Source organism: Pseudomonas sp. Gutcm_11s (assembly GCF_028649395.1).
GTDB lineage: Bacteria > Pseudomonadota > Gammaproteobacteria > Pseudomonadales > Pseudomonadaceae > Aquipseudomonas.
Genome location: NZ_JAQSUW010000017.1, coordinates 194,116 through 219,265, shown reverse-complemented (window position 1 = coordinate 219,265; position 25,150 = coordinate 194,116). Strand labels below are relative to the sequence as shown.

Below are 25,150 nucleotides of genomic sequence, written 5' to 3'. Positions count from 1 at the left end.
CGAATGGCCCCGTTTTTTATTGCCGCTCAGAACAGATCGAGCTGGCCCGCAGGCGTCTTGATCGGCGGCGTGATCGCTGGCGGCTCGGCTGGGGTAACCCCCAACCGCTGCGCCAATCCCGCCGCGCGCTCGGCTTTTGTATTCACCGCCTCGCTCAGGCGTGCCGGCAGGCCCCAGATTTCCACTTTCTGTTTGGCGCGGGTGATGCCGGTGTAGAACAGCGCGCGGGTCAGTAGTGGGCTGGGGCTTTCCGGCAGGGCCAGCAGGACCTCGGCGAACTCCGAGCCCTGGCTCTTGTGTACGGTCATGGCGAAGGCACTGTCGTGGCTGGGCAGGCGTGCCGGAGCGAAGGCGCGGAAGCTGTCGGCGCCCGAACCCTCGCCCTCGAAGAACACCCGCAGGCCGTGTTCCGAGGCGAGGCAAATGCCGATATCGCCGTTGAACAGCCCCAGCGCATAGTCGTTCTGCCGCACCATCACCGCGCGGCCGGGATACCAGCGCTCGCGCTCGGCCAGCGAGTAGCGGCGCTTGATGCGCGCCTCCAATGCCTCGTTGAGGCCACTGACGCCCCAGGGGCCTTCGCGCTGGGCGGTCAGCGCGCGGAAGGCGTTGAAGGCGGTGAAGGCCGCCGCCGGCTCGCCGGTACGCGCTGCCTGCAGATAGGGGCGATAACCCTGCTCCAGGCGATCCAGCAACGACGCCTGACTCGGTCCGGCTTGCCAGGCCAGGTCGGCACGGCCCTCGCGTAGCAGGTTGAGGGTACCGGCGGCATCGCCACCATTGATTCGTCGCGCCAGCTCGCCGATGCCACTGTCGCCGGCGAAGCGGTGGCTGTGGGTGAGCAGCACGACGGCATCGCCCAGCGCCGAGCGTGGTGCCTCGACCGGCACGCTCTGGCCGGTGATGCGTTGCAGCTCGGCGGCAGCCGCCGCGTCGAAGCCACGGCCTTCGCACAGCTCGGCGAATACCGCGCCGGCCTCCACTGCCGCCAGCTGGTCCTTGTCGCCGAGCAGGATAAGGCGCGCCTGCGGTGGCAGGGCGGCAGCCAGCTTGGCCATCAGCGCCAGATCAACCATCGACGCCTCGTCCACCACCAGCACGTCCAGCGCCAGCGGCCGCGCCGCGTCGTGACGTACGGCCGGGCTATCGCCACGGCTACCGAGCAGGCGGTGCAGGGTACGCGCCTCGTCCGGCAGCAGGGCCTTGAGCTCGTCCGCCAGCGGCAGCTCGGCCTTGGCATTGCGAATCGCCTCGGCCATGCGCGCCGCGGCCTTGCCGGTCGGCGCGGCCAGGCCGATGGCCAACCTGTCGCCGCCGGGTTGCTCCAGCAGCGCCGCCAGCAGGCGCACCACGGTAGTGGTCTTGCCGGTGCCGGGGCCGCCGGAGATCACCGCCAGCCGACGACGCACTGCCTGGGCAGCGGCCAGGCGCTGCCAGTCCGGTTGCTGCTGGTTGAAGGCGAACAGGCGCGTGAGGCTGTCGCTCAGGCCGCTCTCGTCCACGGCGGGGCGCTCGGCGGACATGGCCAGCAGGCGCTCGGCCAGATGCTGCTCGTAAGCCTGGTAGCGCGCCAGGTACAGGCGCTCGCCATCCAGGATCAGCGGGGCGAAGGCACCGGGCTTGCCGACCAGCGCGGAAGACTCCAGCAGGGCCCGCAACTCAAGCAACGCCGGCAGGGCGAAGTCGAACTCCGCCCAGGGCCGACGGCCCGCCACCCGCGCCAGCGGCAGGCATACATCGCCCGCCGCCAGGGCCTCGCTGCACAGGGCGGCGCTGGCCAGCACGGCGTCATCCGCCTTCGGCTCCAGGCGCCGCAGGCTGGCCAGCAGGGCGCGCTCCAGCGGGCCTAGGGGCAGTTCCTGCAGGGTCATGCCGCACCTCCGAACAGCGCGTCGAGCGCATCCAGCAGGGCATCGCTCGGCCGGGCGAAGTACACCCCGGCCTGCGGCATGCCACGCAGGAACAGGTACCAGGCGCCGCCCAGTTGCTCGTCGCTGAAGCCGGCCAGGCGCGTGCGCAGGAAACGCCGCAGCGCCACCAGGTAGATCAGGTATTGCAGGTGGTAGTGCTCGCCGGCGATGGCCTGTTCCAGGCGCTCGGCACCGTAGTGCGCGGCCGTCGGGCCGAGCCAGTTGGACTTGTAGTCGAGGATGTACCAGCGCCCGGCATGCTCGAAGGTCAGGTCGATAAAGCCCTTGAGGAAGCCCTTGAGCTCGTCGAACTGCAGGCGCTCGGCGGCCTGGCGCATGGCCGGCGGCAACCCATGCGCCGGATCGGCCAGCAGCTCGCGCAGGCGCTCGACGTCGAGGCGCTCGACCGGGAAGGTGAAGCCCAGCTCCGGCAGGCGGCGGTTCGGCTGCAGGGCCGACAGGCACAGGCCGTGGCCGTCCAGGTCGGTATCCAGCACCGCCTGCAGCTGGCTGGTGGCGATCGCGCCCCACAGCTCGGCGTCGATGCCGTGGGCCTGCAGCGCGGCCGGCACCAGCTGTTCCAGGCTGCCCTTGGCGCGCATCCAGTCCTCGAGGATGGCGTGCAGGCAGGTACCGGCACGGGCGCCACGGGGGAAGGCGAAGAAGCCGGTACCCGGCTCGCTAGCGTCGACCAGGGCCAGGGCATCGCGGTCTGGCGCCTCCATGTGCATGCCGGCGGAGAGACCGGAGAAGCTGCCGATACGCCAGGCGCTGTGCAGGCTGCGGGCGAAGGGTTGCAGTAACTGCGGCGGCTCGGCGCGGCGCTCGCCAGCGGCCCTGGCTTCGTCGTCGAGCGGGGCCAGGCGGGCGATCAACCCTGCACTGCCGTCGGCCAGGCGATCCAGCTCGGCGGCCAGCACCAGGCCTTCGCGCCCGGCCAGGTAGCCGGCCATTTCGGCCAGGGCATCGGCGCCAGGCAGCTCGCGGCCATGCAGCAGCCAGGCGAGGGCGCTGCTGTGCAGACCCTCGTCGGGCAGCGAGCCGTCCTTCTTGGCCTTGGGCAGGGCGACCGGCCCCCAGTGCAGCCACAGGCGGTCGCGGGCCCGGGTCAGGGCCACATAGGTCAGGCGCAGCTTCTCGGCGAAGCTCTCGCGCCGCGCCGCCTGCAGGCGCTCTTCCAGGCGCGCGCTGCCCAGGTCGAGCAGCGGCTGGCCGTGTTCGTCATGGCAGCGCGCCGTGTCGGTGTGCTGGCCGAGCAGGCGGCCGTCCCACAGGAAGGGACAGAACACCAGCGGGTATTCCAGGCCCTTGGAGGTGTGGATGGTGACGATCTGCACGCGCTCGGCATCGCTTTCCAGGCGCAGCAGCGCGTCCTCGCCGGCACCTTCGCTGCCGCGCTGGGCCTGGAACCAGGCCAGCAGGGGTTCAAGACCGGGGCGCTGCAGGCTCTCGGCCTGCAGCAGCTCGCCCAGGTGCAGCAGGTTGGTCAGCCGCCGTTCGCCGTCGAGGCCGGCGAGCAGGCGCTCGGCCACCCGTTCCTGGTCCAACCACGCTCTAAAGACACGCATAAAGCCCTGCTGCTGCCACAGCTGGTGGTACTGCTCGGCGGCAGCGCGCTCGGCGTCCCAGGCGCGTTCGTCATCCTGGCAGCGGGCGATCTGCGCAGCATCGCGGCCAAGCAGGCGGGTGGCCAGGGCGTAGCGCAGCACGCCCTCGCGGCCCGGCTCGGCGTAGGCGGCCAGCACCGCCGCCAGCTCGCCAGCCTCCTCGCTGTGCCAGACGCTGTCGCGGCCGCGGCGCACGCTGGGCACGCCGCGCGCGGCCAGCTCGGTGGCGACGCTGGCGGCCTCGCGGTGGTTGCTGACCAGCACGGCGATGTCGCCGCCTTTGAGCGGCTTTATGCGGCCATCTTCTTCGAAATAGGCCTTTCCCTGAGCGCTCGCGGCGAGCAGGGCGGCGATCCGCCGGGCGCTGTCCAGCGCCGCCAACTCGCCGGCGCGCGCCTTGTTCAGACCCTCGTCGCCAAGCCAGACAAGGCCCAGCGGCGCGCCGCCATCCTGCTCGGGCAGCACCAGCGTCGCCCGCGACTTCTTGCCGGCGCTGACCGGCGGATAGACCAGGCCGTCTTCGGCAAAGGGCTGCGGGCGGTCGAACAGCCGGTTCAGCGCGGCGATCAGCTCGGGAGTGGAGCGGTAGTTGAAGGGCAGGTCGTACTGTCGCTCGGCGGCATCGCGCGCCTGCAGGTAGGTGGCCAGGTCGGCACCACGGAACGCATAGATGGCCTGCTTGGGGTCGCCGACAAAACACAGGTCGCCGGCGTCCCGGTAGATGCGGTCGAAGATCGCGTACTGGATCGGGTCGGTGTCCTGGAACTCGTCGATCAGCGCCAGTGGATACTGCTCGCGCAGGCGCGTGGCCAGGTCCTCTCCGGCCGGGCCGCGCAACGCCTCGTCGAGGCGGTTGAGCAGGTCGTCGAAGGCCAGCAGGCGCTGCGCCGCCTTGCGCTTGGGCAGCTCGACGTTGAGGCGGTCGAGCAGCTCGACCTGCAGGGCGATCAGCTTCTGCCGGCCCGCCGGCTCTGCCGCCTGCAGGCTCTCGCCGAGCTGATCGAGAGCCTCGGCCAGCGCGCTTTGCGGGGCGTCGAAGCCCTTCTTGGTGGCCTTGAGCAGGGCCGCCGCGCCCAGCTTGGCCAGGCCATCCGGCGCCTCGAACAGCGCCGCCGGGTCGGCGAAGTAGGCATCCAGCTCGGCCGACCACAGCGGCAGCTTGGCCACCTTGTGCGTGCTCTGGCTGAGGCCGCCGTGCTCACGCAGCACTTCGACCCAGTTATAGCCCGCGCCGCGCCACAGCTCGGCGGCACGTTGCCAGGCGGTGTTGGCGGCATTCAGCTCGGCCTCACCGACGCTCTCGCGCGGCTCGACGCGCAGGTAGGGCTTGCCCAAGTGGCTGCGCAGCGCCTGGCGCAGGGTCACCGGGGTGATCGCCTTCTTGGCGATCTTCTGCTTGGCCAGGAAACGCGCCCAGGCCGGGTCGGCCTCGGCCAGTACGTGGCGCCAGGCGTCGCCGAGCAGGCCATCGAGCACCTCGCGGTCGTCCTGGGTCAGCTCGGCGTCGAAATCGCCGCCGGCCTCGAAGGCCGAGTCCTGCAGGGCGCGCTGGCAGAATCCGTGGATGGTGAAGATCGCCGCCTCGTCGAAGCCATGCACGGCCAGCAACAGACGGCGGCGCGCCGCCTCGCCGGGATGACGGCGGTGCAGCTCGACGAGGAAGTCATCGCTACTCTCGCCGCCCTCATACAGCGCCAGCAGTTCGGCCAGGCGCGCGCGGATGCGCTCGCGCAGCTCGGCGGTGGCCGCGGTGGTGTAGGTCACCACCAGGATCTGCCCGACGCTCAGCTGCTGCTCCAGCAGCAGGCGGGCGTACAGCGCGGTCAGGGTCCAGGTCTTGCCGGTGCCGGCGCTGGCCTCGATCAGCGAGCGGCCGGCGAAGGGCGAGTCGTGCAGGTTCAGGCCACTCATTCGGCATCCTCCTCGGCACTGGCCAGCGCCTTGAGTGCCGGACCGAGCAGTTGTTCGGCCAGGGCCTCGAAGCGTGCGTCGAGCGGCTCGCGCTGACGGAAGGCGAGGGCGTACCAGGGGTCTTCGACCTCACCCGGAAGCGGGCTGAATTCGGCGCCGAGCCACGCCGCCTCGGCCTTGTCGCGCGCGGCGTCGATGGGCTCCTTGCGGCTCTTGGCGCTGGGCGTGACCAGCGCCTTGGCGAACTCGTAGCTGCTGCGGGTGAGCAGCGGCAGCGGCTCGCACAGCGCCTCGCGGTAGGCGGCCAGCCAGGGTTCGAGCAGCACGCGGGCGTCGCTCAGCGGGCCCAGCTGCCAGTCGCCGGCCGGCGACACCAGCAGGCTGTCGCGGGCGATGGCCGATGTCGCGGCGATGTTCAGCAGCAGGTGGCGCAGCCAGAAGCCAGGCAGGTCCCAGGCGCCGGGGGCGGCCAGGCGCCAGTCGAACAGGCCGCTGGAGGTGACGCCATCGAGCCAGCCATGCACGCGCACGCCGGCCAGCTGGATATCCACCAGCAGCGGCTCGGGAGCCTCCTCGGGGCGGGCCTCGAACAGGCGCGGGGCGAAGGCGCGCACCGGGCCGCGCTGCTTGCCCCACAGGGCATGGCCCAGCTCGCCGGGCGGCAGCCAACCGGCGGCGCGGGCAATGCGCCGCTCCTGCTCCTCGGACCAGCCACGCTCCACCGCCTGCAGGGCCAGCTGGCGCAGGCCGCGCCGCGCCGGGCCTTCGAGGGCGAAGGGTTCGTCGGCGGCAATCGCCTCGTCGGCATCGGCCAGGCGCAGGCCCAGGCGCTGCTCCAGCAGGAAGCGCGCCGGGTGTTTGAAGCAGTAGAGCAACTGACTGGGCTCAATTACCAACCAATCGGCATTCGGCTCCGGCAGGCGCTGGATGAAGGGCGGCGGGTTGGCCGCCGGCGCCTCGGCCAGGCGCTGGGCGGCGCGGAACCAGGCACCGGCAAAACCACGCCGCGCACCGGCCTGCTCGAAGTTGCCGGGGGAGAAGGGCTGCAGCGGATGCTCGATGGTGACCTGCGCCGAGGCCTGGCCGCTGGCGGCCATGGCGGTCATGTCCACCGCCTCCAGCAGCTCGCTGACCAGCACCGAGGGCGGCAGCTCGGCGTTGTCGCGCGGGTCGCGGCCGACATAGCTCAGATACAGGCCGTCACGGGCGCTGAGCAGGGTTTCGAGGAACAGGTAGCGGTCGTCCAGACGCCGCGCGCGGTCGCCACGGCGTGGCCGCTTGGCGATCAGGTCGAAGCCGGCGGCCGGCGTGCGCCGGGGCAGGGCGCCGTCGTCCAGGCCGAGCAGGCAGACCAGGCGGAACGGCAGGCTACGCATCGGCACCATGGTGCAGAAGGTCACCGCACCGGTGAGGAAGCCCGAGGCGCCGCTGCCGCTCTCCAGCGCCGCGCCGAGCTGCTGGCGCACCAGGGCCAGTTCGACCGGGCGGGCGATGGCGGAATCCTCCGCCTGGCGCGCCAGCGCCGCGCAGGCCTGACTGAGCAGCAACAAGGTGTCGCCGGACTCACGCTCGTCGAACAGCGCGTCGATCAGGCCCTGCAGGTCCAGCGCCCAGTCGGCCAGCGGGCGGTCACGCTGCAGACGCTCGGCCAGGCCGGCGAGCTGTTCGACGAAGGCGCACAGGCGCCCGAGCAGCTGGGCGCGGGCGCCTTCTAGGGCGTCCAGTGGCAAGCTGTCGCCGAGCAGCGGCACGCCATCGGCGGCCAGTTGCGGCGGCGCGGCGAAGCCGAGCAGCAGGCGGTCCAGGCCCTGGCGCCAGGTGAAGGCGTCATCGGCGGGCAAATCGAGGGCGCCACGGTGGCCGGCGTCGCGACCCCAGCGCACGCCGGCTTGGCGCAGCCAGTCGCGCAGCAGCGGCAGGTCTTCGGCCTCGATGCCGGCGCGGCGGGCGATGGCCGGCTGTTCCAGCCAGGCGAGGATCTCTTCGGCGGCGAAGCGGCTCTCCGGCAGGCTGAGCAGACCGAGAAAGGCCTCGATCAGCGGCGTCTCGGCGCGCAGGCTGCGGTCGGCCAGGCTGTAGGGCACGTACGGCGCGCCCTCGCGGCGGGCGAAGACCGCCTCGATGTAGGGCGCGTAGCGTTCGATATCCGGGGTCAGCACCACCACCTGGTCCGGGCTCAGGTGGGGCTCTGCGGCAAAGCGGGCGAGCAGCTGGTCATGCAGGATTTCCACCTCGCGCAGCGGCGAGTGGGCGATATGCAGCTCCAGCGAGCGGTCGTCCACGCGCAGCGCCAGGCGCTCATCTGCGGTACGGGTGCGCAGGCGCAGGATGTCCTGCTGCAGGGCATGCAGCAGGCTGTCGTCGGCCAGCTCGGCGTCCTGCGGGTAGATGCCGTTTTCCTCGGCGATCTGCCCGAGCAGGCTATCGAAGAAGTCGCGGCCCTGCTTGCCCAGGCTGGCCAGCAGCGGATGGCCGACGTCGAGGTACCAGTCCTCGGGGCTGGATTCCGGCTGCTGCGCCAGCTCGCGTACGTCTCGGATCTCGCCCCAAGCCTCGCGGCAAGGGTTGAGGGCGAAGACGATGACGTCGGTGTGCCGCGCCAGCCCTTCCAGCACGCGCAGGTGATGCGGCGGCAGCGAGCTGATGCCGAACACCAGCAGGCGTTCGGGCATCTCGGCGATGGGCTGATTGGAATGCAGCCGCGCCAGCAGCTCGCCGAGCAGGCGCGCGCGGTGCGGGTGGCCGTCCTTGGTCAGTTCAGCCCAGAGCAGCGCCTGCCAGGCTTCGTCGGCGCCCAGCCCGCACAGCTCGCCACGTTCCCAGGCAGCCAGCCAGTCATCGCGATAGAGCAGGTACTGGTCGAACACGTCGGCAATCTTCGCCGCCAGGGCCAGACGGCGACGCTCGTCGCCGTCTGCCAGGTAGCGCTCCAGGCGCTCGGCACGCGCCAGGTTGGCCGGCTCGCACAACCAGTCGTAAAGGCGCCAGGTCATCGCCTGCGGGTTGAATGCCGACTGCTCGGGCAGGGCGCCGAGCACCTGGCGCGCCAGGCCCCAGACGAAGCTGGACGGCAGCTGCACATCGAGGTGCATGGCGATGCCCTGCTCGCGCGCCAGCTGCAGCGTCAGCCAACGACCGATGCCCTGGCTCGGCACCACCACCCGCGCGGGCGCCAGCACGTCCGCCTGCGGCTGGGCGAGCAGCTTGCAGGCCAGCAGGCCGAGGGTTTCCAGGTCGGGGGCGTGGTACAGGCTGAGCATCGAAGAGTGTCGGCGAATGGACTGCCGGCAAGGTTAACAAGAAGCACTGGAGATGCGGCTTTTTTGCTACCGTGCCAGCGCCAACATAACAACGACGCAAGGAGCGCAACATGGCATCTGGCAATCCCTCGCTATCCGAAAAAGCCTTCAGCAACCTGGAGGTTTCCCCCGATCCGATGACCCTTGGCGGCACGGTCAACAAGACCGCGATGCTGCTGGCGCTGATGCTGATCCCGGCGCTGTGGGTGTGGAGCCGCTATTTCAGCAACCCCGAAGGCGCCGCCAGCCTGTTTCCGCTGGTGATCGGCAGCGCCATCGCCGGCCTGGTGCTGTCGCTGATCATCATCTTCGCCAAGCGCAGCGCACCCATCGTGGCGCCGCTGTATGCACTGGTCGAAGGCGTGTTCGTCGGCGCCATCTCGGCGTTCTATGAGGCCAAGTACCCGGGCATCGTCATGCAGGCGGTAGCGCTGACCTTCGGCACCCTGTTCTGCCTGCTGGCCGCGTATCGCAGCGGACTGATCCGCGCCACCGAGAACTTCAAGCTCGGCGTGGTCGCCGCCACCGGCGCCATCGCCCTGCTGTACTTGGTCAACCTGGGCCTGCGCCTGTTCACCGACCTGTCGATTCCCTTCATCCATGAGAGCGGCGTGCTGGGCATCTGCTTCAGCCTGTTCGTGGTGGTGATCGCCGCGCTCAACCTGGTGCTGGATTTCGACTTCATCGAGCAGGGCGTCGAGCAGCAGTGCCCGAAATACATGGAGTGGTACGCCGCCTTCGGCCTGCTGGTGACCCTGGTCTGGCTGTACCTGGAAATCCTCCGCCTGCTGGCCAAACTGCGCCGCTGATGTGCCCGCGCACCCGGTTGCCGATGGGCGGCCGGGTGCTTCGGTGGGCCGCTTGACGCAGATCAATGGCCCTTCGCCGACCTACCCCTAAGGTCGCGGCATCCTCTGATGCCATTGAAATGCCATGACTACCCCCGGTCCCTTACGCATCGCCTGTAGCGACCCACAGCTAGCCTGTGAGTTGCGCCATCTGCTCGGCCACTGCGAGGTGATCGAGAGCCCGCAAGACTGCAGCCAGGCGCCGCTGTGCCGCTGGCTGAACGATGCCGAAATGGACCTCGCGGCGCGGATGAAGGATGCCCTGAACGACACCGTCGCCACCCTCGAACGTACCCGCCATGCCTTCCGCTCCCGCGAGCTGGGCCTGCTGCGCCGGCGCCTGGAGCAATTGTTGGTCGAATTGTCAGCACCACCCGAATGAGGTAGAACCGCCGTTATCGAGGTTCCGCCGCAAGGTGGAGACCGGCTTTGCCGGGCAGGACGAATGGGCCTGCAAGACGAAGCGCCGCGACGTCGCGTTCCCCCGGGGATGCGCCGTGCGGCGCTTTTTTTGTGCCCGCAGAAAAGCAGTGGAAGGGATATGCCATGAAGTCAGAGGAAAGCCTGCAGGACCTGATCGGACGGATCGGCCTGGATGACCGGGAGATTCGCGAGCGCCTGCGCCTGCTCGACTGGGGACACGCCGACCCGCAGCGTCTGAACGGCGGGGCGGACGAGGTGAGCAGCGCGCACCTGGTGTTCGTCGACCGCCTGTACCAGCACCTGGGGCGCTTCATGGGCCCGGCCGCGCTGCTCAACGACGAGCAGCAGGTCGCCAACCTCAAGCACAGCCAGCTCGACTACTACCAGCGCCTGTGGCGCGGCCCCTACGACCACGACTATCTCAACGGGCGCCTGCGTATCGGCCTGATCCACCAGCTGGCCGGGGTCGAGCCCAAGTGGTACCTGGCCGGCTACCGCCTGTACCTGGACGCCATGCACGACGCGCTGTTCCACGACCACCCGCACGCCGAGCTGTTCGCCAGCCTGCTCAAGGCGGTGTTCTTCGACATGACCCTGGCCATCGACACCTACGGCGCCGCCCAGCGCCGTGCCCTGGAAGACAGCGAGGCACGCTTCGCCCGCGCCTTGCGCGGGGCCAACGACGGATTGTGGGACTGGCACCTGGAACACGACCGCCTGTACGTCTCCGAGCGCTGGGCGCAGATGCTCGAGCTCAGCCGCGACGCCCTCGGCGAGGGTTGCGCGGCCTGGTTCTCGCGGGTCCACCCGGACGACCTGCCGGGCCTGCGCCAGGCCATCGACGCGCACCTCGGTGGACGCACCGCGCTGCTGCACCACGAGTACCGCATGCGCCGCCGGCGCGGCGACTACCTGTGGGTGCTGGCGCGCGGCGTGGTCGAACTGGACCCGGACGGCCAGCGACGTATGGCCGGTTCGCAGACCGACATCAGCGCGCGCAAGATGGTCGAGCACCAGCTGCAGCACGCCGCGCGCCACGATCCGCTGACCGGCCTGGCCAACCGCCTGCGCCTCGACGAGCTGCTCAAGCAGACCCTGCAGCAGTTGGCCAAGCCCGGTGCGCGCCAGGCCGCGCTGCTGTTCGTCGACCTCGACCGCTTCAAGCTGATCAACGACAGCCTCGGCCACCACAGCGGCGACCAGGTGCTGGTGGAGGTCGGCCGCCGCCTGCAGCACTGCCTGCGTCCCGGCGACCACCTGTTCCGCTTCGGCGGCGACGAATTCGTCGTGCTGCTCAACGACCTGGCCAGCATGGCCGACGCCGAGCAGGTGGCGCAGCGCATGCTCGAGGCCCTGCACCACCCGCTGCACCTGGGCGAGCAGACCCTGGTGGTCAGCGCCAGCATCGGCGTCGCCGGCCTGCGCGCCAGCGCCGATCCGGCCGAGGCACTGCAGGCCGCCGACCTTGCCCTGTACCGCGCCAAGCAGGCCGGCAAGGCGCAGTACGCGCGCTACAGCCAGGAGCTGCAGGCCGCCGCACGGCGCCAGCTGGAGCTGGAGAGCGCACTCGGCCAGGCCCTGCAGCGCGACGAGTTCGTCCTGCATTACCAGCCGATCTGCCGCATCGACCAGGGCCAGCCACGGTTGGTCGCGGTCGAGGCGCTGCTGCGCTGGCAGCACGGCGGCCAGCTGATCCAGCCACAGGAGTTCATCCCCTCGCTGGAGGAATCCGGCGAGATTCTGCGGGTCGGCGACTGGGTGCTGCGCGAGGCCTGCCGCCAGGTGCGCGCCTGGCAGCTGGCAGGCCAGGAGCACCTGCGCTGCTCGGTCAACCTGTCCAGCCGCCAGCTGCAGCAGGACGACTTCGTCGCCCGCCTCACCGACATCCTCATGGACAGCGGCCTGGCGCCCTCCAGCCTGGTGCTGGAGATCACCGAGAGCCAGCTGATGCGCGACTGCACCGCCACCCTGATCGCCCTGCGCGAGCTGGGCAGCCTGGGCGTGCGCCTGGCGCTGGACGACTTCGGCACTGGCTACTCGTCGCTGGGCTACCTCAAGCGCTTCCCGCTGCACATCCTCAAGGTCGACAAGAGCTTCATCGACGGCGCCGACGCCGAATCGCGGGCGATCAGCCGCGCCATCATCGGCCTCGGCCGCAGCCTGGGCCTGGAAGTGGTGGCCGAGGGCGTGGAGCGCGACGAGCAGCTCGACTTCCTCCACCACGAGAGCTGCCGCCTGGCCCAGGGCTACTGGTTCAGCCGGCCGCGGCCGGCCGCCGAGCTGCAGTGCCTGTTCAGCGCCGACACCTGTTGCGAAGGCCTCTGGGGCCTGTTGCCCGAATCCACCCAACCCTGGGAAATCCAGCCATGAAGCTCAACCTGCCGATCAGCCAGCGTGAAGTGGCGGTCGACCCGCGCGCCAACATCCTCTCCACCACCGACCTCAAGGGCGTGGTCACCTACGTCAACCCGGACTTCGTCGCGGTCAGCGGCTTCAGCGAGGCCGAACTGCTCGGCCACAGCCACAACCAAGTGCGCCACCCGGACATGCCGGCGGCAGCCTTCGCTCACCTGTGGCAGACGCTCAAGGGCGGGCGCTCGTGGATGGGCCTGGTGAAGAACCGCTGCAAGAACGGCGACCACTACTGGGTCAGCGCCTTCGCCACCCCGGTGGTGCGCGGCGGCGCAGTGGTGGAGTACCAGTCGGTGCGCAACCATGCCGCGCCGGCACTGGTCGAGCGCGCCGAGCCGCTGTACCGCGCCCTGGCCGCCGGGCAGACGCCACGCGCGCTGCGCCCGCCACGCCTGAGCGCGATCGGCAGCCTGGCCCTGCTGGTGGCAGCCGGGCCGCTGGCCGGCGCGGCGCTGCTCGGATTGGCCGGGTCCCTGCCACTGCTGCCGGCGCTGGCCGGCGGCACGCTGCTCGGCGCCGGCCTGGCCGGCCTGGTGCACTGGCGCCTGCGCCCGCTGGATGCGCTGACCCGCCAGGCCCGGCGCATCGCCGACAACCCGCTGAGCCAGCTGGTGTACAGCGGGCGCAACGACTGCTTCGGGCAGATCGCCTTCGCCCTGCACAGCCTGGAGGCCGAAGCCGGGGCGATGGTCGGGCGCATCGCTGACTCGGCGCGCCAGCTCAGCGACGATGCCGGCGAGCTGGCCGCGGCGCTGGACTGCAACCGCGGCGCCAGCCTGCTGCAACAGCAGGAGACCGAGCAGGTGGCCTGCGCTGTCGACCAGCTGGCCAGCAGCGTGCAGGAGGTGGCGCGCCACGCCCAGCTCAGCGCCAGTGCCGCCGCCGAGGCCAACCACGCCACCGACAGCGGCCTGCGCCAGGTCGAGCAGACCCGCCGGCAGATCGCCGTGCTGGCCGACGAGGTGCTGCGCGGCAACCGGGTGATCCAGCAGCTGCAGGGCCACAGCCAGGAGATCGACCAGGTCATCGAGGTGATCCACGCCATCGCCGAGCAGACCAACCTGCTGGCGCTCAACGCCGCCATCGAGGCGGCCCGCGCCGGCGAGGCCGGGCGCGGCTTCGCCGTGGTCGCCGACGAGGTGCGCGGCCTGGCCAGCCGCACCCAGCAGTCCACCGCGCAGATCCAGAGCATCATCGAACGCCTGCAGCAGGGCACGGCGGCGGCGGTGACGGCCATGCAGCGCAGCCAGGACCAGGCCCAGGGCAGCGTCGACAACGCCCTGCAGGCCGCCGAGGCACTGGCCGGGATCAACCGCCAGGTCGAGGCGATCAGCGGCATGAGCCTGCAGATCGCCACCGCCGTGGAGGAACAGAGCGCGGTGGGCGAGGACATCCAGCGCAATCTCGACGGCATCCGCGAGGCCGGCCACAGCAGCGTCGCAGCCAGTGGTCGCAGCCGCAGCAGCGCCGAGCACGTGGCGGCCCTGGCCGAGCGCCTGCAGTTGCTGGTGGAGCAGTTCCGCGGCCGGCAACAACAAGGCTGAACCGGCTGGCGCCTTCTCCTATCTACAACTAAAGCTAAACAGGAGGGCGCCGGAGAATCGCGTCCGTCGAAGAAGAAGCGAGCCCCAGCGTGGAGGCTGCGCCATGCTCACCCTGCTCAACCTGCTGTCCGCCATTGCCCTGCTGGTGTGGGGCACGCACATCGTGCGTACCGGCATCCTGCGCGTGTACGGCTCGCAGCTGCGCCGCGTACTCAGCCATAGCGTGAGCAAGCGGCCGCAGGCCTTCCTCGCCGGCATCGGCGTCACCGCCCTGGTGCAGAGCAGCAACGCCACGGCGCTGCTGACTACCTCCTTCGTCGCCCAGGGCCTGATGGCGCTGGCCCCGGCGCTGGCGATCATGCTCGGCGCCGACGTCGGCACCGCGCTGATGGCGCGGGTGCTGACCCTCGACCTGTCCTGGCTGTCGCCGCTGCTGATCTTCGCCGGCGTGGTGCTGTTCCTCTCGCGCAAGCAGAGCCGCCTGGGCCAGATCGGCCGGGTGGCGATCGGCCTCGGCGTGCTGATCCTGGCCCTGCAGCTGATCGTCGAGGCGGCGCGGCCGATCGCCGAGTCGCACAGCATCGAGGCGCTGTTCGCCTCGCTGACCGGCGACCTGCTGCTGGACGCCCTGGTCGGTGCGCTGTTCGCCATGCTCACCTACTCCAGCCTGGCCGCCGTGCTGCTCACCGCGACCCTGGCCGGCAGCGGCGTGATCGGCCTGCCGGTGGCCGTCGGCCTGGTCATCGGCGCCAATATCGGCAGCGGCGTGCTGGCCCTGCTCAACAGCAGCATGCAGTCCGCCGCTGGGCGCCGCGTGGCTCTCGGCAGCCTGCTGTACAAGCTGCTCGGCCTGTTTCTGGTACTGCCGGTCGTGCACCCGCTGGTGGAGTGGATGAAGGAACTGGACTGGTCGGCGGCGACCCTGGTGATCGGCTTCCACCTGGCCTACAACGGCCTGCGCTGCCTGCTGATGCTGCCCAGCGTGGGGCTGATGGCGCGCCTGTGCAGCCTGCTGCTGCCCGAGCGCAACCGCGATGTCGGCGTCGCCGCACCACGCCACCTCGACCGCACCACGCTGGACACGCCGAGCCTGGCGCTGGCCAACGCGGTGCGCGAGACCCTGCGCATCGGCGACCTGGTAGAACGCATGCTCGGCCACCTCGGCGAGGTGCTGCGCGAGGAATCGACGGAGGCGGGGCGTGAGGTACGCCGCCTGGATGACGACGTCGACGCACTATACAACGCGGTCAAGCTGTACCTGGCGCAGATGCCCCGCGACGACCTGGCGGCCCATGACAGCCGGCGTTGGGCGGAGATCATCGAGCTGGCGGTGAACCTGGAGCACGCCGGCGACCTGATCGAGCAGATGGCCGGCAAGCTGGACAACCACAAGCGCGCCCGCCACTACAGCTTCTCCGCCAGCGGCCTGGAGGAGCTCAGCACCCTGCACGGCATGCTCGGCGACAACCTGCGCCTGGGCCTCAACGTGTTCCTCAGCGGCAACCACGACAACGCGCGGCGCCTGCTCCAGGAAAAACGCCGCTTCCGCCAGGAGGAACGGCGCCTGGCCCACGCCCACGTCGGCCGCCTGAGCCGCCAGGTGGTGCAGAGCATCGAGACCAGCGCCCTGCACCTGGAGCTGATCGCCGACATGAAGCGCCTCAACTCGCTGTTCTGCGGCAGCGCCTACCTGGTGCTGGAGGCTGGCGAGGGCGAGGGCGAGGGCGAGGCAGCGGCAGCCGAGGCAGACCAAGGCCAGCCCCCGGTCGGCGACTGGCAGCGCTAGCGCCAAGCCACCTGCGCTTGCTGGTATCCTGCCGTCCCCTCTGACACCTGCCGCCTCAGCCACCCATGCCGCACTGGAAACCCCACCTGCTTCGTCTGCTCGCCCTGCTGCAACGCTACCCCGGCCTGGTCGCGGCCTTCGGTTTCTGTTCCGGCGTGGCCAGCTTCATCCTGGTCGACCGCCAGGCGGGCGTGGGCAAGGTGATCGCAGTGCTGATGCTGCTGAGCTGGGCCGTGCTGCTGCTGGAGAGCCTGCTGACCCGCAGTGCGGCGCGCTGGCTGGGGCTGGAAGTGCCGCCGATGCTGCTGCGCTACCTGACCCAGATGATCCACCAGGAGAGCCTGTTCTTCGCCCTGCCGTTCTTCTTCATCACCACCGCCTGGAACAGCGGCCAGGCGCTGTTCACCGGCCTCCTCGGCGCGGCGGCGCTGCTCGCCATCATCGACCCGCTGTACTACAAGTGGCTGGCCGCGCGGCGCTGGCTGTACCTCAGCTTCCACAGCCTGGCGCTGTTCGCCGTGCTGCTGGTGGCGCTGCCGCTGATCGTCCACCTGACCACCGCCGAGAGCTATCGCCTGGCGCTGGGCATCGCCCTGGTGGTGACCCTGCCGAGCCTCGGCAGCAGCCTGCGCATCCAGCGCCGCTGGCGCTGGGCGGCCCTGGCCGGCCTGGTCGCCGCGCTCGGCGTCGGCGCCTGGCTGGCGCGCCCCTGGGTGCCGCCGGCAACCCTGTGGCTGACCCAGGTGGCGGTCACCGAGCAGCTGCAACAGCGCAATCCGGGCAGCAGCCTGGAGCAGGTCTCGGCCGCCCAGCTGCAGCAGGCCGGGCTGTATGCCTTCACCTCGATCAGCGCGCCGCGCGGGCTCAACGAGCGCATCTACCATGTGTGGAAGCGCGACGGCGTGGAGATGGACCGCATCGCCCTCGATATCCACGGCGGGCGTAAGGCCGGTTATCGCGCCTGGACCCACAAGCGCAACTTCCCGGCACAACCGGCCGGCGACTGGCAGGTGCAGGTGGTCACGGAAGCCGGCCAGCAGATCGGCGTGCTGCGCTTCCGCGTCGACTAGTCGCTGGTCAGGCCTGCGCCTCTGAGGCAAGCTGCGGCCAGGCACATCGCAAGGATCGCATCATGCTCAGACACCTGACCTGCCTGCTCGCCGCCCTGCTGCTGGGCGGCTGCGTGGACAGCGCGGAACCGACCGAAACCGAACGCCAGCTGCTGCTCACCGGCGCCGACTTCGGCTACGGCGAGGACGCCGGGCGCTTCGAGAAGACCACCACCTACTGGACCCGCACCACCGACCTCAGCTACGACCTGGACTCGGTCAGCGGCCTCTACCTGCACAGCACGGCCTCGCTCACGCCCAGTGCCAGCGAGGCGCTGGTGGCCAGCTACAGCGCGCTGCAGGGCGCCGGCATCGCGCTGGGCCTGATCGCCGACGACGTCACCGAGGAAGAACTGCCGCTGACCCGCGAACTAGGCAGCCACGCCAAGCTGATCCTGCTGCGCAACAAGGGCAAGCCGATGGGCAACATGTTCTCCGTGAGCATCGGCAAGAAGCTGTTCTTCACCGTATTCACCGGCAAGCACTACTTCACCGACGCCGCGTCGTTCGAAGACTTCATCGAGCCCAAGCTGGTCGCCCTGCGCCAGCACCAGTACGACGACCCGCTGGTGAGCTGGGGCAAGGGCCTGTTCGCCGACGAGGATGGCGACGAACAGGCCAAGCGCTGAGGCCTACAGGCGGAAGCGCTGGACCATGCCGTTGAGGTCGCTGGCCAGGCGCGCCAGCTGATCACTGGCCACCGACGTCTCGTGGGCGCCGGTGGAGTTCTGCTCGGCGATGTCGCGGATCGCCACCAGGTTGCGGTCCACCTCACGCGCCACCTGGGCTTGCTCCTCGGCAGCGCTGGCGATCACCAGGTTCATTTCGTTGATCTGGCTGACCCGCTCGGAGATCAGCGCCAGTGCGCTGTCGGCCTCGTTGGCCAGCTCGCTGCTGCGCCCGGCGTACTCGCTGCTCTCGCCCATGGCCTCGACCGATTCCTGGCTGGCGCTCTGGATCGCGCTGATCATCCGCTCGATCTCCTGGGTCGAGCTCTGCGTGCGCTGCGCCAGCGCGCGGACCTCGTCAGCCACCACGGCGAAGCCGCGGCCCTGGTCGCCAGCCCGCGCCGCTTCGATGGCCGCGTTCAGCGCCAGCAGGTTGGTCTGTTCGGCGATGGTGCGGATCACTTCCAGCACTCGGCCGATGGCGATGGCCTCGTCGGCCAGGCGGCCGATGGTGCCGGAGGTGTGCTGCAGGCGCTGGCTGAGCTGTTCGATGGTGCTGCGCGTGGTGCTGACCTGGCGCCGGCCGGCCTCGGCGGTCTGCTCCGCCTCGCGCGAGGAGTCCGAGGTGTGGTTGGCGTTGCGCGCCACCTCGTCCACCGCCGCCGACATCTGCGTCACCGCCGTGGCCGCCATCTGGATTTCGTCGTTCTGCCGGGTGATGCCGCGCGCCGACTCGTCCGTCACCGCGTGCAGCTGCTCGGCCGCCGAGGCCAGCTGGGTGGCGGCGCCCTGGATGCCCTGAAGGGTGTCGCGCAGGTTCTCCTGCATCTGCTTGAGCGAGGTCTGCACCGCAGTGATTTCGTCGCTGCCGCTGCAGCGCACCGGTTCGCGCAGGTCGCCGGCGGCATTGCGCGCCACCACCTCGCGCAGCTCGGACAGGCGCAGGTTGATGCCACGGCTCATGTTCCAGGCCTGCAAACCACCGCCGATCAGCAGGAAGGCCAGCAGCCCGGCGACTATGTACTCGCTGCGCAGCTCCAGGGCCACACCGTCGTGGTACTGGCGCTCGGACTCGTGCAGCTGCAGTTCGATCAGCTTGGAAAACTTCTCCGACAACGGGTCGATGCGCGGATACAGCTCCTTGGCGGTGAAGGTCGCCAGAGCCTCGTTGTCACCGGCACGCAGGATGTCCTTGAGCCGCCGCAGGGGCTCGTCGGCCTGTTGCATCAGGGGTTCGATCTGGGCAATCAGACGCTGTTCCTCGTCGATCAGCTGGGTGGCCTTGTAGGCCTGCCAGATCTCGCGAATCTTGCCTTGCGCCTCTTCCACCTGGCGCGCGGCCTCAGCGGGCGAAGTACCGCCGTTGCGCGCCTTGTGGCTGGCATCGACGATATTCACCGCATAGAGGTCGGAAATCAGCTTGAGATCGCGCAGGGGCACCACGCGATCGAGATAGACACTGTTGAGTCCGCCAAGCACGCCGCGCAGGCCGATGAGGCCGGCGCTTCCTATGGCCAGGCTGCCCGCCATCATCAGGACGATGAGGACGAACAACCTTGTCCGAATAGTCCAGTTCTTCATGGTAGGTCACCTTACTGCTGGCCAATGCACCTACCAGAACCATAGTCGCGTTTTGCCATTAGCGCGCGAGCGCTAGTGCCGTCAGCCCTCCAGCGCCGAAGCCGGGCCGAAGAACTCGTAGCGGGCCTGGGCATCCGGCACCCCGAGTTCGCGCAGGCTGCGCCTGATCGCGCTCATGAACGGCTTGGGCCCGAGGAAGTAGGCGTCGACGTCACGCTCGGCCGGCAGCCAGGCCTGCAGGCGTTCCAGGCTCAGGCGCCCGTAGGCATCGGCGCCGTCGTCCGCACGCTGTTCTTCCAGGCAGTAGAAGCGCTGCAGTTGCGGATGGGCGGCGGCCAGCTCGTCGATGCGCGCGGCAAAGGCCTGCACGCCGGCGTGGCGGGCGCAGTGGATGAAGTGGATGGGCCGCCCGCTGTGCACCGCCGTCTCCAGCATGGTCATCAGCGGGGTGATGCCGACCCCGGCGCTGATCAGCACCAGTGGCTTCTTCGAGGAGTTGAGGGTGAACTCGCCGGCCGGGATGAACAGCTCGATCTCGGCGCCCTCGACGACGCGGTCGTGCAGGTGGTTGGAGACCCGGCCACCAGGCTCGCGCTTGACGCTGATGCGGTACTCGCGGCCGTTCGGCACGGCGGACAGCGAGTAGTTGCGGCGCACTTCCTCGCCATCCAGAAGCAGGCGCAGGCCGATGTACTGGCCGGGAATGAAGTCGAGAATGGCGCCGCCGTCAGCCGGCTGCAGATGGAAGGAGGTGATCTCCTCGCTCTCGCGCACCTTGCGCGCCACGCGGAAGGCCCGCCCGCCACGCCAGCCGCCCGCGGCACGTTCGGTGGCGGCGTAGATTTCTTCCTCGGCGCCGATCAGCAGGTCGGCCAGCTGCCCGTAGGCGGCGGCCCAGGCGGCGATCACCTCGTCGGTGGCGATCTCGGCGCCGAGCACTTCGCGGATCGCGCGCAGCAGGCAGCTACCGACGATCGGGTAATGCTCGGGGAGGATCTGCAGCGACACGTGCTTCTGCACGATCTGCCCGACCAGCGGGCCGAGCGCCTGCAGGCGATCGATGTGCTTGGCGTACATCAGCACGCCGTTGGCCAGGGCCCGCGGCTGGTCGCCACTGGCCTGGTGGGCCTGGTTGAACAGCGGGCGCACTTGGGGGTACTCGCTGAGCATCATGCGGTAGAAGTGGGTGGTCAGCGCCTCGCCGCCGGTTTCCAGCAGGGGCACGGTGGCCTTGACGAGAGCGATGTGTTCGTTGGACAACATAAGGTATTCCTCTTGCACGCAGGGTTTTTCTGCAGCAGGAGCAATCAGCATTCATGCCAGATTATTTATCTATAAATTTCAATTAGTTAATGAATTAAGAGTCGATTAGACAGCAAGTCATTTCGACATCAAGGAGTCCAGATGACAACCCATCCATTGCTCCAGGCGCTGCTACCGCTGGTCGACGACCTCAGCCGCGAGCTGGCCGAGGACGAGCGCTACCGACGCCTGCTGGCGGCCCTGCGCGCGCTGATTCCCTGCGACGCCACGGCGCTGCTGCGCCTGGACGGCGAGCAGCTGATTCCGCTGGCGGTGGATGGCCTCAGTCCGGACACCCTCGGCCGGCGCTTCGCCCTGGCCGAACATCCGCGCTTCGAGATGCTGCTCGGCGACCGCGCGCCGACCCGCTTCGCCGCCGACAGCGATCTGCCCGACCCCTACGATGGTCTGGTCGAGGAGCATGTCGGCCATCTGGAAGTACACGACTGCCTGGGTTGCCCGCTGTTCATCGATGACCGCCCCTGGGGCCTGATCACCCTCGACAGCCTGGAACCCGGCAGCTTCGCGCAGAGCGACCTGGACAACCTGGAAGCCTTCGCCCGTCTGGCCGCCGCGTCCGTGAAGGCCAACGACCGCCTGCTCAGCCTGACCCAGCGCGCCGAGGCCGAGCGCCAGTTGGCCGCACGCTTCCGCGAGGTCGCCGGGCAGGCTGGCGCCACCGAGATCATCGGCCAGAGCAGCGCGCACAAGCGCCTGCAGGCGGAGATCGACACTGTGGCCGGCAGCGACCTGACCGTGCTGATCGCCGGCGAGACCGGGGTCGGCAAGGAGCTGGTGGCCCAGGCCATCCACGCCCGCTCGGCGCGGGCGCGCAAGCCGCTGATCAGCATCAACTGCGCGGCGCTGCCGGACCAGTTGGTGGAGAGCGAGCTGTTCGGCCATGTGCGCGGCGCCTTCACCGGCGCCAGTGGCGAACGCAGCGGCAAGTTCGAGCTGGCCGACGGCGGCACCCTGCTGCTCGACGAGGTCGGCGAGCTGCCGTTGCCGGTGCAGGCCAAGCTGCTGCGCGTGCTGCAGAGCGGCCAGTTGCAGCGCCTGGGCTCGGACCGCGAGCACCGGGTGGATGTGCGCATCCTCGCCGCCACCAACCGCGACCTGGCCGAGGAGGTGCGCGCCGGGCGCTTCCGCGCCGACCTCTATCACCGCCTCAGCGTCTATCCGCTGCAGGTGCCGCCGCTGCGCGAGCGCGGCCGCGACGTGCTGCTGCTGGCCGGCCACTTCCTCGAACAGAACCGCGCACGCCTGCACCTGCGCGGCCTACGCCTGGGCGCCGAAGCCCAAACGGCACTGCTGCGCCACGACTGGCCGGGTAACGTGCGCGAGCTGGAACACCTGCTCGGCCGCGCCGCGCTCAAGGCCCTGGCGCGCCAGCCGGAGCGGCCGCGCATCCTCAGCCTGGAGACCTGCGACCTAGACCTGGGGCTGCCAGCCGCCGTGGCACCGGCCAACGGCGCTCCGCCACCCGAAGCTCTGGAGGCACCGGCGGCCGTGGGCGACCTGCGCCAGGCAGTGGACGAATATCAGCGCCGGCTAATCCAGGCCGCCCTGCAGCGCACCCAGGACAACTGGGCAGCAGCAGCCCGCGAGTTGGGCCTGGACCGCGCCAACCTGCACCGGCTGGCGACGCGCCTGGGGATCAAGTAAGCGCCGCCCTCACAGGCGGAAGCGCTGCACCATGCCGTTGAGGTCGCTGGCCAGGCGCGCCAGTTGATCGCTGGCCACCGACGTTTCGTGGGCGCCGGTGGCGTTCTGCTCGGCGATATCGCGGATGGCCACCAGGTTGCGATCCACCTCGCGGGCCACCTGGGCTTGCTCCTCGGCCGCGCTGGCGATCACCAGGTTCATTTCGTTGATCTGGCTGACCCGCTCGGAGATCAGCGCCAGCGCGCTGTCCGCCTCGTTGGCCAGCTCGCTGCTGCGTCCGGCGTATTCGCTGCTCTCGCCCATGGCCTCGACCGATTCCTGGCTGGCGCTCTGGATCGCGCTGATCATGCGCTCGATCTCCTGGGTCGAGCTCTGCGTGCGCTGGGCCAGCGCGCGCACCTCGTCGGCCACCACGGCGAAGCCACGACCCTGGTCACCAGCCCGCGCCGCCTCGATGGCCGCGTTCAGCGCCAGCAGGTTGGTCTGTTCGGCGATGGTACGGATCACTTCCAGCACCCGGCCGATGGCAATCGCCTCGTCGGCCAGCCGGCCGATGGTGCCGGAGGTGTGCTGCAGGCGCTGGCTGAGCTGCTCGATGGTGCTGCGCGTGGTGCTGACCTGACGACGGCCGGCCTCGGCGGTCTGCTCAGCCTCGCGTGACGAGTCCGAGGTGTGGTTGGCGTTGCGCGCCACCTCGTCCACCGCTGCCGACATCTGCGTCACCGCCGTGGCTGCCATCTGGATCTCGTCGTTCTGCCGGGTGATGCCGCGCGCCGACTCGTCCGTCACCGCATGCAGCTGCTCGGCTGCCGAGGCCAGCTGGGTAGCCGAGCCCTGAATGCCCTGCAGGGTATCGCGCAGGGTGCGCTGCATTTCCGCGAGGGACTGCTGAACCTGGGTCACCTCGTCGGCGCCCTCGGCGCGCACCGGCTGGCTCAGGTCGCCACCGGCGATGCGCTTGGCCGAGGCACTCAGCTCGGCCAGCGGCTGGGTGATGCTGCGACTGAGCAGCCAGGCAGCCAGCAGGGTGAACAGCACGGCAGCGCCGAGGATCACGCTGAACAGCCAGGTGGCGCCATCGGCGTTCTTCTCCGCGCGGTCACCGGCATCGGCGGCGCCGCGGTTGTTCATGTCGATCAGCTTGTCCAGCGCGGTGATCAGCTCGTCGAAGCGCTGGGCCGACTGGTCGGCGGCCGCCTCGTCCAGCTGGCCGGCGCGAACGCTGTCGACCACCCGGCTCAGCGACTCCTCGTAGGCGTGGCTCTTGCTCTCGTAGTCCTGGAACAGGCGACGGTCCTCGTCGAGGATGATGGTCTCCTCGTAGGCCTTGTCGTAGCCGCTGACCCGGCCGCGGATCGCCTGGGCCTCGGTGCTCAGCGCGCCCTGCCGCTCCGGGTTGGCCATCAGCTCGTATTCGACCAGGCGCAGGCTCTGGCGCTCGGACTTGATCTTGGCCATCAGGTCGAGGCCGAGCATCCACACGTCCTTCACCTCCAGCAGGTCGCCGCGCAGGCTGGACAGCTGGCTGAGGGCGACGCCCCCGGTAAACAGCAGGATCAGGGTGAGCACCCCGAAGCCAATGATGTTGCGCATTACGACACTGACTGAACGCATAACCATGATCGACTCCAGGGAGTGATGGGGAGTACAGGGTTAGCGTCAGTATCGGTCGGTTATTTAGGGGCCGCGAAAAACTTCCTGCAGGCCCCGGGCGAGGCCCGCAGGCTAGAGCTGCCGGCGCATCAGCCGAAGAACCAGTAGCAGACCAGGATCGAGGCGACTACCCCGACGAAGTCGGCGAACAGGGCGCAGCCCACCGCGTGGCGGGCGCGCTGGATGCCCACCGCGCCGAAGTACACGGCCAGCACGTAGAAGGTGGTTTCCGTGCTGCCCTGCATGGTCGCCGCGACCAGCGCCGGGAAGCTGTCCACGCCCTGGCTCTGCATGGTCTCGATCAGCATGGCCCGCGCCGCGCTGCCGGAGAACGGCTTGACCAGGCCGGTGGGCAGCGCCTCGACGAAGCGGGTGTCCCAGCCCAGGCCCTCGACGCACCAGCGCACGCCGTCGAGCAGCACGTCCAGCGCCCCGGACGCACGCAGCACGCCGACCGCGCAGAGCATGGCGACCAGGTAGGGCAGCAGGTTCTTGGCCACCTCGAAACCGTCCTTGGCGCCCTCGACGAAGCTCTCGTACACCGGCACCTTCTTCAGTGCGCCGAGCAGCAGGAAGCTCAGGATCAGGCCGAACAGGGTGAGGTTGCCGAGCAGCGAGGACAGTGCGGTCAGCGCCGTGGCACTGAGGCCCGCAAGCACCGCCATGAAGGTGCCGATGGCCAGTGCCGCACCGCCCAGCCAGGCCAGCAGCACCGGGTCCCACAGGCGCAGGCGCTGCATCACTGCCACCGACAGCAGGGCGCTGGCACTGGAGATGGCGTTGGCCAGGAGGATCGGCAGGAACACCAGGGCCGGGTCCTCCGCACCCTGCTGGGCGCGGTACATGAAGATCGACACCGGCAGCAGGACGAACGACGAGGCGTTCATCACCATGAACAGCACCTGGGCGTTGCTCGCCGAGGTCGGGTTGGGGTTGAGCTCCTGCAGCGCCTTCATCGCGCGCAGGCCGATGGGCGTGGCGGCGTTATCCAGGCCCAGGCCGTTGGCGGTGAAGCTCAGGGTGACCAGGCCGAGGGAGTGGTGGCCGCGTGGCACGTCCGGCATCAGCCGGGCAAAGAGCGGCGAGAGCAGGCGCGCCAGCATGTCGACCAGGCCGGCCTTCTCGGCGATGCGCAGGAAGCCCAGCCACAGGGTGAGGGTGCCGAACAGCAGGATCATCACGTCGACGGAGGTCTTGGCCATGGTGAACAGCGCCTCCACCATGGAGGCCCACACCGTCGCGTCACCGCCTATCCAGCGCACCAGGGCGGCCAGCGCGGCCACCACGAAGAATCCTAGCCACAGGCCGTTGAGCATCGTCAGTTCCCCTTGTCCGCTGGCGATGATAGCGAGCAGACCGGGAGCGGGCGAGTCATGGCCCCAGAATGAACGAAGGCGCAAACGGCTCGCCCTTGTGGGGCGGCGCCGTTTGC

Annotated in this window: 14 protein-coding genes and 4 pseudogenes; 9 read left to right on the top strand and 9 right to left on the bottom strand. The window is 69.7% G+C overall.

The features are described 5' to 3' along the window. Window positions 1-26 precede the first annotated feature (26 nt). Genes recD through recC form a run of 3 tightly spaced genes read right to left on the bottom strand, consistent with a single transcriptional unit; the run spans window position 27 to window position 8,688 of the window. Window positions 27-1,871 (bottom strand): exodeoxyribonuclease V subunit alpha, encoded by a 1,845-nt coding sequence (gene recD / locus PTT45_RS19500; RefSeq protein WP_273815589.1) that lies wholly within the window; start codon window positions 1,869-1,871, stop codon window positions 27-29. Beyond that, window positions 1,868-5,428, bottom strand: coding sequence for an exodeoxyribonuclease V subunit beta (gene recB, locus PTT45_RS19495; RefSeq protein ID WP_273815588.1), 3,561 nt, complete (start codon window positions 5,426-5,428; stop codon window positions 1,868-1,870). The genes recD and recB overlap by 4 nt, the downstream gene beginning before the upstream one ends. Then, on the bottom strand, window positions 5,425-8,688 hold the full coding sequence (gene recC / locus PTT45_RS19490; protein WP_273815587.1) for an exodeoxyribonuclease V subunit gamma: 3,264 nt from the start codon (window positions 8,686-8,688) through the stop codon (window positions 5,425-5,427). Before recC ends, recB begins: the two co-directional genes overlap by 4 nt. Before the next feature lie 110 nt (window positions 8,689-8,798). Here recC and PTT45_RS19485 point away from each other — a divergent pair, with 110 nt between their 5' ends. The 8 genes and pseudogenes from PTT45_RS19485 (at window position 8,799) to PTT45_RS19455 (ending at window position 17,478) form a co-directional block, all read left to right on the top strand. Continuing rightward, window positions 8,799-9,536, top strand: a complete 738-nt coding sequence (locus PTT45_RS19485; RefSeq protein WP_273815586.1) for a Bax inhibitor-1/YccA family protein — start codon at window positions 8,799-8,801, stop codon at window positions 9,534-9,536. Between the two features lie 124 nt (window positions 9,537-9,660). Beyond that, entirely contained in the window at window positions 9,661-9,957 is a 297-nt protein-coding gene (locus PTT45_RS19480) for a hypothetical protein (RefSeq protein ID WP_273815585.1), read from the top strand. Between the two features lie 164 nt (window positions 9,958-10,121). Beyond that, on the top strand, window positions 10,122-12,368 hold the full coding sequence (locus PTT45_RS19475; RefSeq protein ID WP_273815584.1) for a putative bifunctional diguanylate cyclase/phosphodiesterase: 2,247 nt from the start codon (window positions 10,122-10,124) through the stop codon (window positions 12,366-12,368). Beyond that, window positions 12,365-12,694, top strand: a pseudogene (locus tag PTT45_RS22460) (PAS domain-containing protein); the annotation flags it as partial. The gene PTT45_RS19475 and the pseudogene PTT45_RS22460, both read left to right, overlap by 4 nt. Before the next feature lie 402 nt (window positions 12,695-13,096). Next, window positions 13,097-13,954 (top strand): methyl-accepting chemotaxis protein, encoded by an 858-nt coding sequence (locus PTT45_RS22455; protein WP_443218224.1) that lies wholly within the window; start codon window positions 13,097-13,099, stop codon window positions 13,952-13,954. A gap of 103 nt (window positions 13,955-14,057) precedes the next feature. After that, complete coding sequence (locus PTT45_RS19465) at window positions 14,058-15,740, top strand: Na/Pi cotransporter family protein (RefSeq protein WP_273815582.1); 1,683 nt, start codon at window positions 14,058-14,060, stop codon at window positions 15,738-15,740. A 65-nt stretch (window positions 15,741-15,805) separates the two neighbouring features. Then, window positions 15,806-16,810: a DUF5924 family protein gene (locus PTT45_RS19460; RefSeq protein WP_273815581.1), complete on the top strand. Its 1,005-nt coding sequence runs from the start codon at window positions 15,806-15,808 to the stop codon at window positions 16,808-16,810. Window positions 16,811-16,872: 62 nt separating this feature from the next. Further along, on the top strand, window positions 16,873-17,478 hold the full coding sequence (locus PTT45_RS19455) for a hypothetical protein (protein WP_273815580.1): 606 nt from the start codon (window positions 16,873-16,875) through the stop codon (window positions 17,476-17,478). A 3-nt stretch (window positions 17,479-17,481) separates the two neighbouring features. Here PTT45_RS19455 and PTT45_RS19450 read toward each other — a convergent pair whose 3' ends face one another. From PTT45_RS19450 to hmpA, 3 genes and pseudogenes are all read right to left on the bottom strand, one after another. Then, window positions 17,482-18,564 carry a methyl-accepting chemotaxis protein gene (locus PTT45_RS19450; RefSeq protein ID WP_443218223.1) on the bottom strand — a complete coding sequence of 361 codons (1,083 nt, stop codon included), beginning with the start codon at window positions 18,562-18,564 and terminating at the stop codon, window positions 17,482-17,484. A 12-nt stretch (window positions 18,565-18,576) separates the two neighbouring features. Beyond that, window positions 18,577-19,098: pseudogene (locus tag PTT45_RS22450) on the bottom strand (Tar ligand binding domain-containing protein); the annotation flags it as partial. A gap of 81 nt (window positions 19,099-19,179) precedes the next feature. Next, a complete protein-coding gene (hmpA, locus tag PTT45_RS19445; RefSeq protein WP_273815578.1) occupies window positions 19,180-20,361 on the bottom strand; it encodes an NO-inducible flavohemoprotein in 1,182 nt (393 codons plus the stop codon). 141 nt (window positions 20,362-20,502) lie between these two features. On the opposite strand from hmpA, the gene norR reads away from it, so the two are divergent. Beyond that, the gene (gene norR / locus PTT45_RS19440) at window positions 20,503-22,065 is read left to right on the top strand and encodes a nitric oxide reductase transcriptional regulator NorR (RefSeq protein WP_273815577.1); all 1,563 of its coding nucleotides are present in this window, start codon (window positions 20,503-20,505) and stop codon (window positions 22,063-22,065) included. Between the two features lie 9 nt (window positions 22,066-22,074). On the opposite strand, the pseudogene PTT45_RS22445 reads toward norR, so the two are convergent. From PTT45_RS22445 to PTT45_RS19430, 3 genes and pseudogenes are all read right to left on the bottom strand, one after another. Then, window positions 22,075-23,073 (bottom strand): annotated as a pseudogene (locus PTT45_RS22445) (methyl-accepting chemotaxis protein); the annotation flags it as partial. Between the two features lie 87 nt (window positions 23,074-23,160). Next, window positions 23,161-23,658: pseudogene (locus tag PTT45_RS22440) on the bottom strand (MCP four helix bundle domain-containing protein); the annotation flags it as partial. Between the two features lie 149 nt (window positions 23,659-23,807). Beyond that, a complete protein-coding gene (locus PTT45_RS19430; RefSeq protein ID WP_273815575.1) occupies window positions 23,808-25,034 on the bottom strand; it encodes a nucleoside recognition domain-containing protein in 1,227 nt (408 codons plus the stop codon). Window positions 25,035-25,150: the final 116 nt, after the last annotated feature.

What these genes read in the sequence shown, in the direction of transcription:
- recD (WP_273815589.1), bottom strand. Translation starts at nt 1,871, where the DNA reads ATGACCCTGCAGGAACTGCCCCTAGGCCCGCTGGAGCGCGCCCTGCTG.
- recB (WP_273815588.1), bottom strand. Translation starts at nt 5,428, where the DNA reads ATGAGTGGCCTGAACCTGCACGACTCGCCCTTCGCCGGCCGCTCGCTG.
- recC (WP_273815587.1), bottom strand. Translation starts at nt 8,688, where the DNA reads ATGCTCAGCCTGTACCACGCCCCCGACCTGGAAACCCTCGGCCTGCTG.
- PTT45_RS19485 (WP_273815586.1), top strand. Translation starts at nt 8,799, where the DNA reads ATGGCATCTGGCAATCCCTCGCTATCCGAAAAAGCCTTCAGCAACCTG.
- PTT45_RS19480 (WP_273815585.1), top strand. Translation starts at nt 9,661, where the DNA reads ATGACTACCCCCGGTCCCTTACGCATCGCCTGTAGCGACCCACAGCTA.
- PTT45_RS19475 (WP_273815584.1), top strand. Translation starts at nt 10,122, where the DNA reads ATGAAGTCAGAGGAAAGCCTGCAGGACCTGATCGGACGGATCGGCCTG.
- PTT45_RS22455 (WP_443218224.1), top strand. Translation starts at nt 13,097, where the DNA reads ATGGTCGGGCGCATCGCTGACTCGGCGCGCCAGCTCAGCGACGATGCC.
- PTT45_RS19465 (WP_273815582.1), top strand. Translation starts at nt 14,058, where the DNA reads ATGCTCACCCTGCTCAACCTGCTGTCCGCCATTGCCCTGCTGGTGTGG.
- PTT45_RS19460 (WP_273815581.1), top strand. Translation starts at nt 15,806, where the DNA reads ATGCCGCACTGGAAACCCCACCTGCTTCGTCTGCTCGCCCTGCTGCAA.
- PTT45_RS19455 (WP_273815580.1), top strand. Translation starts at nt 16,873, where the DNA reads ATGCTCAGACACCTGACCTGCCTGCTCGCCGCCCTGCTGCTGGGCGGC.
- hmpA (WP_273815578.1), bottom strand. Translation starts at nt 20,361, where the DNA reads ATGTTGTCCAACGAACACATCGCTCTCGTCAAGGCCACCGTGCCCCTG.
- norR (WP_273815577.1), top strand. Translation starts at nt 20,503, where the DNA reads ATGACAACCCATCCATTGCTCCAGGCGCTGCTACCGCTGGTCGACGAC.
- PTT45_RS19430 (WP_273815575.1), bottom strand. Translation starts at nt 25,034, where the DNA reads ATGCTCAACGGCCTGTGGCTAGGATTCTTCGTGGTGGCCGCGCTGGCC.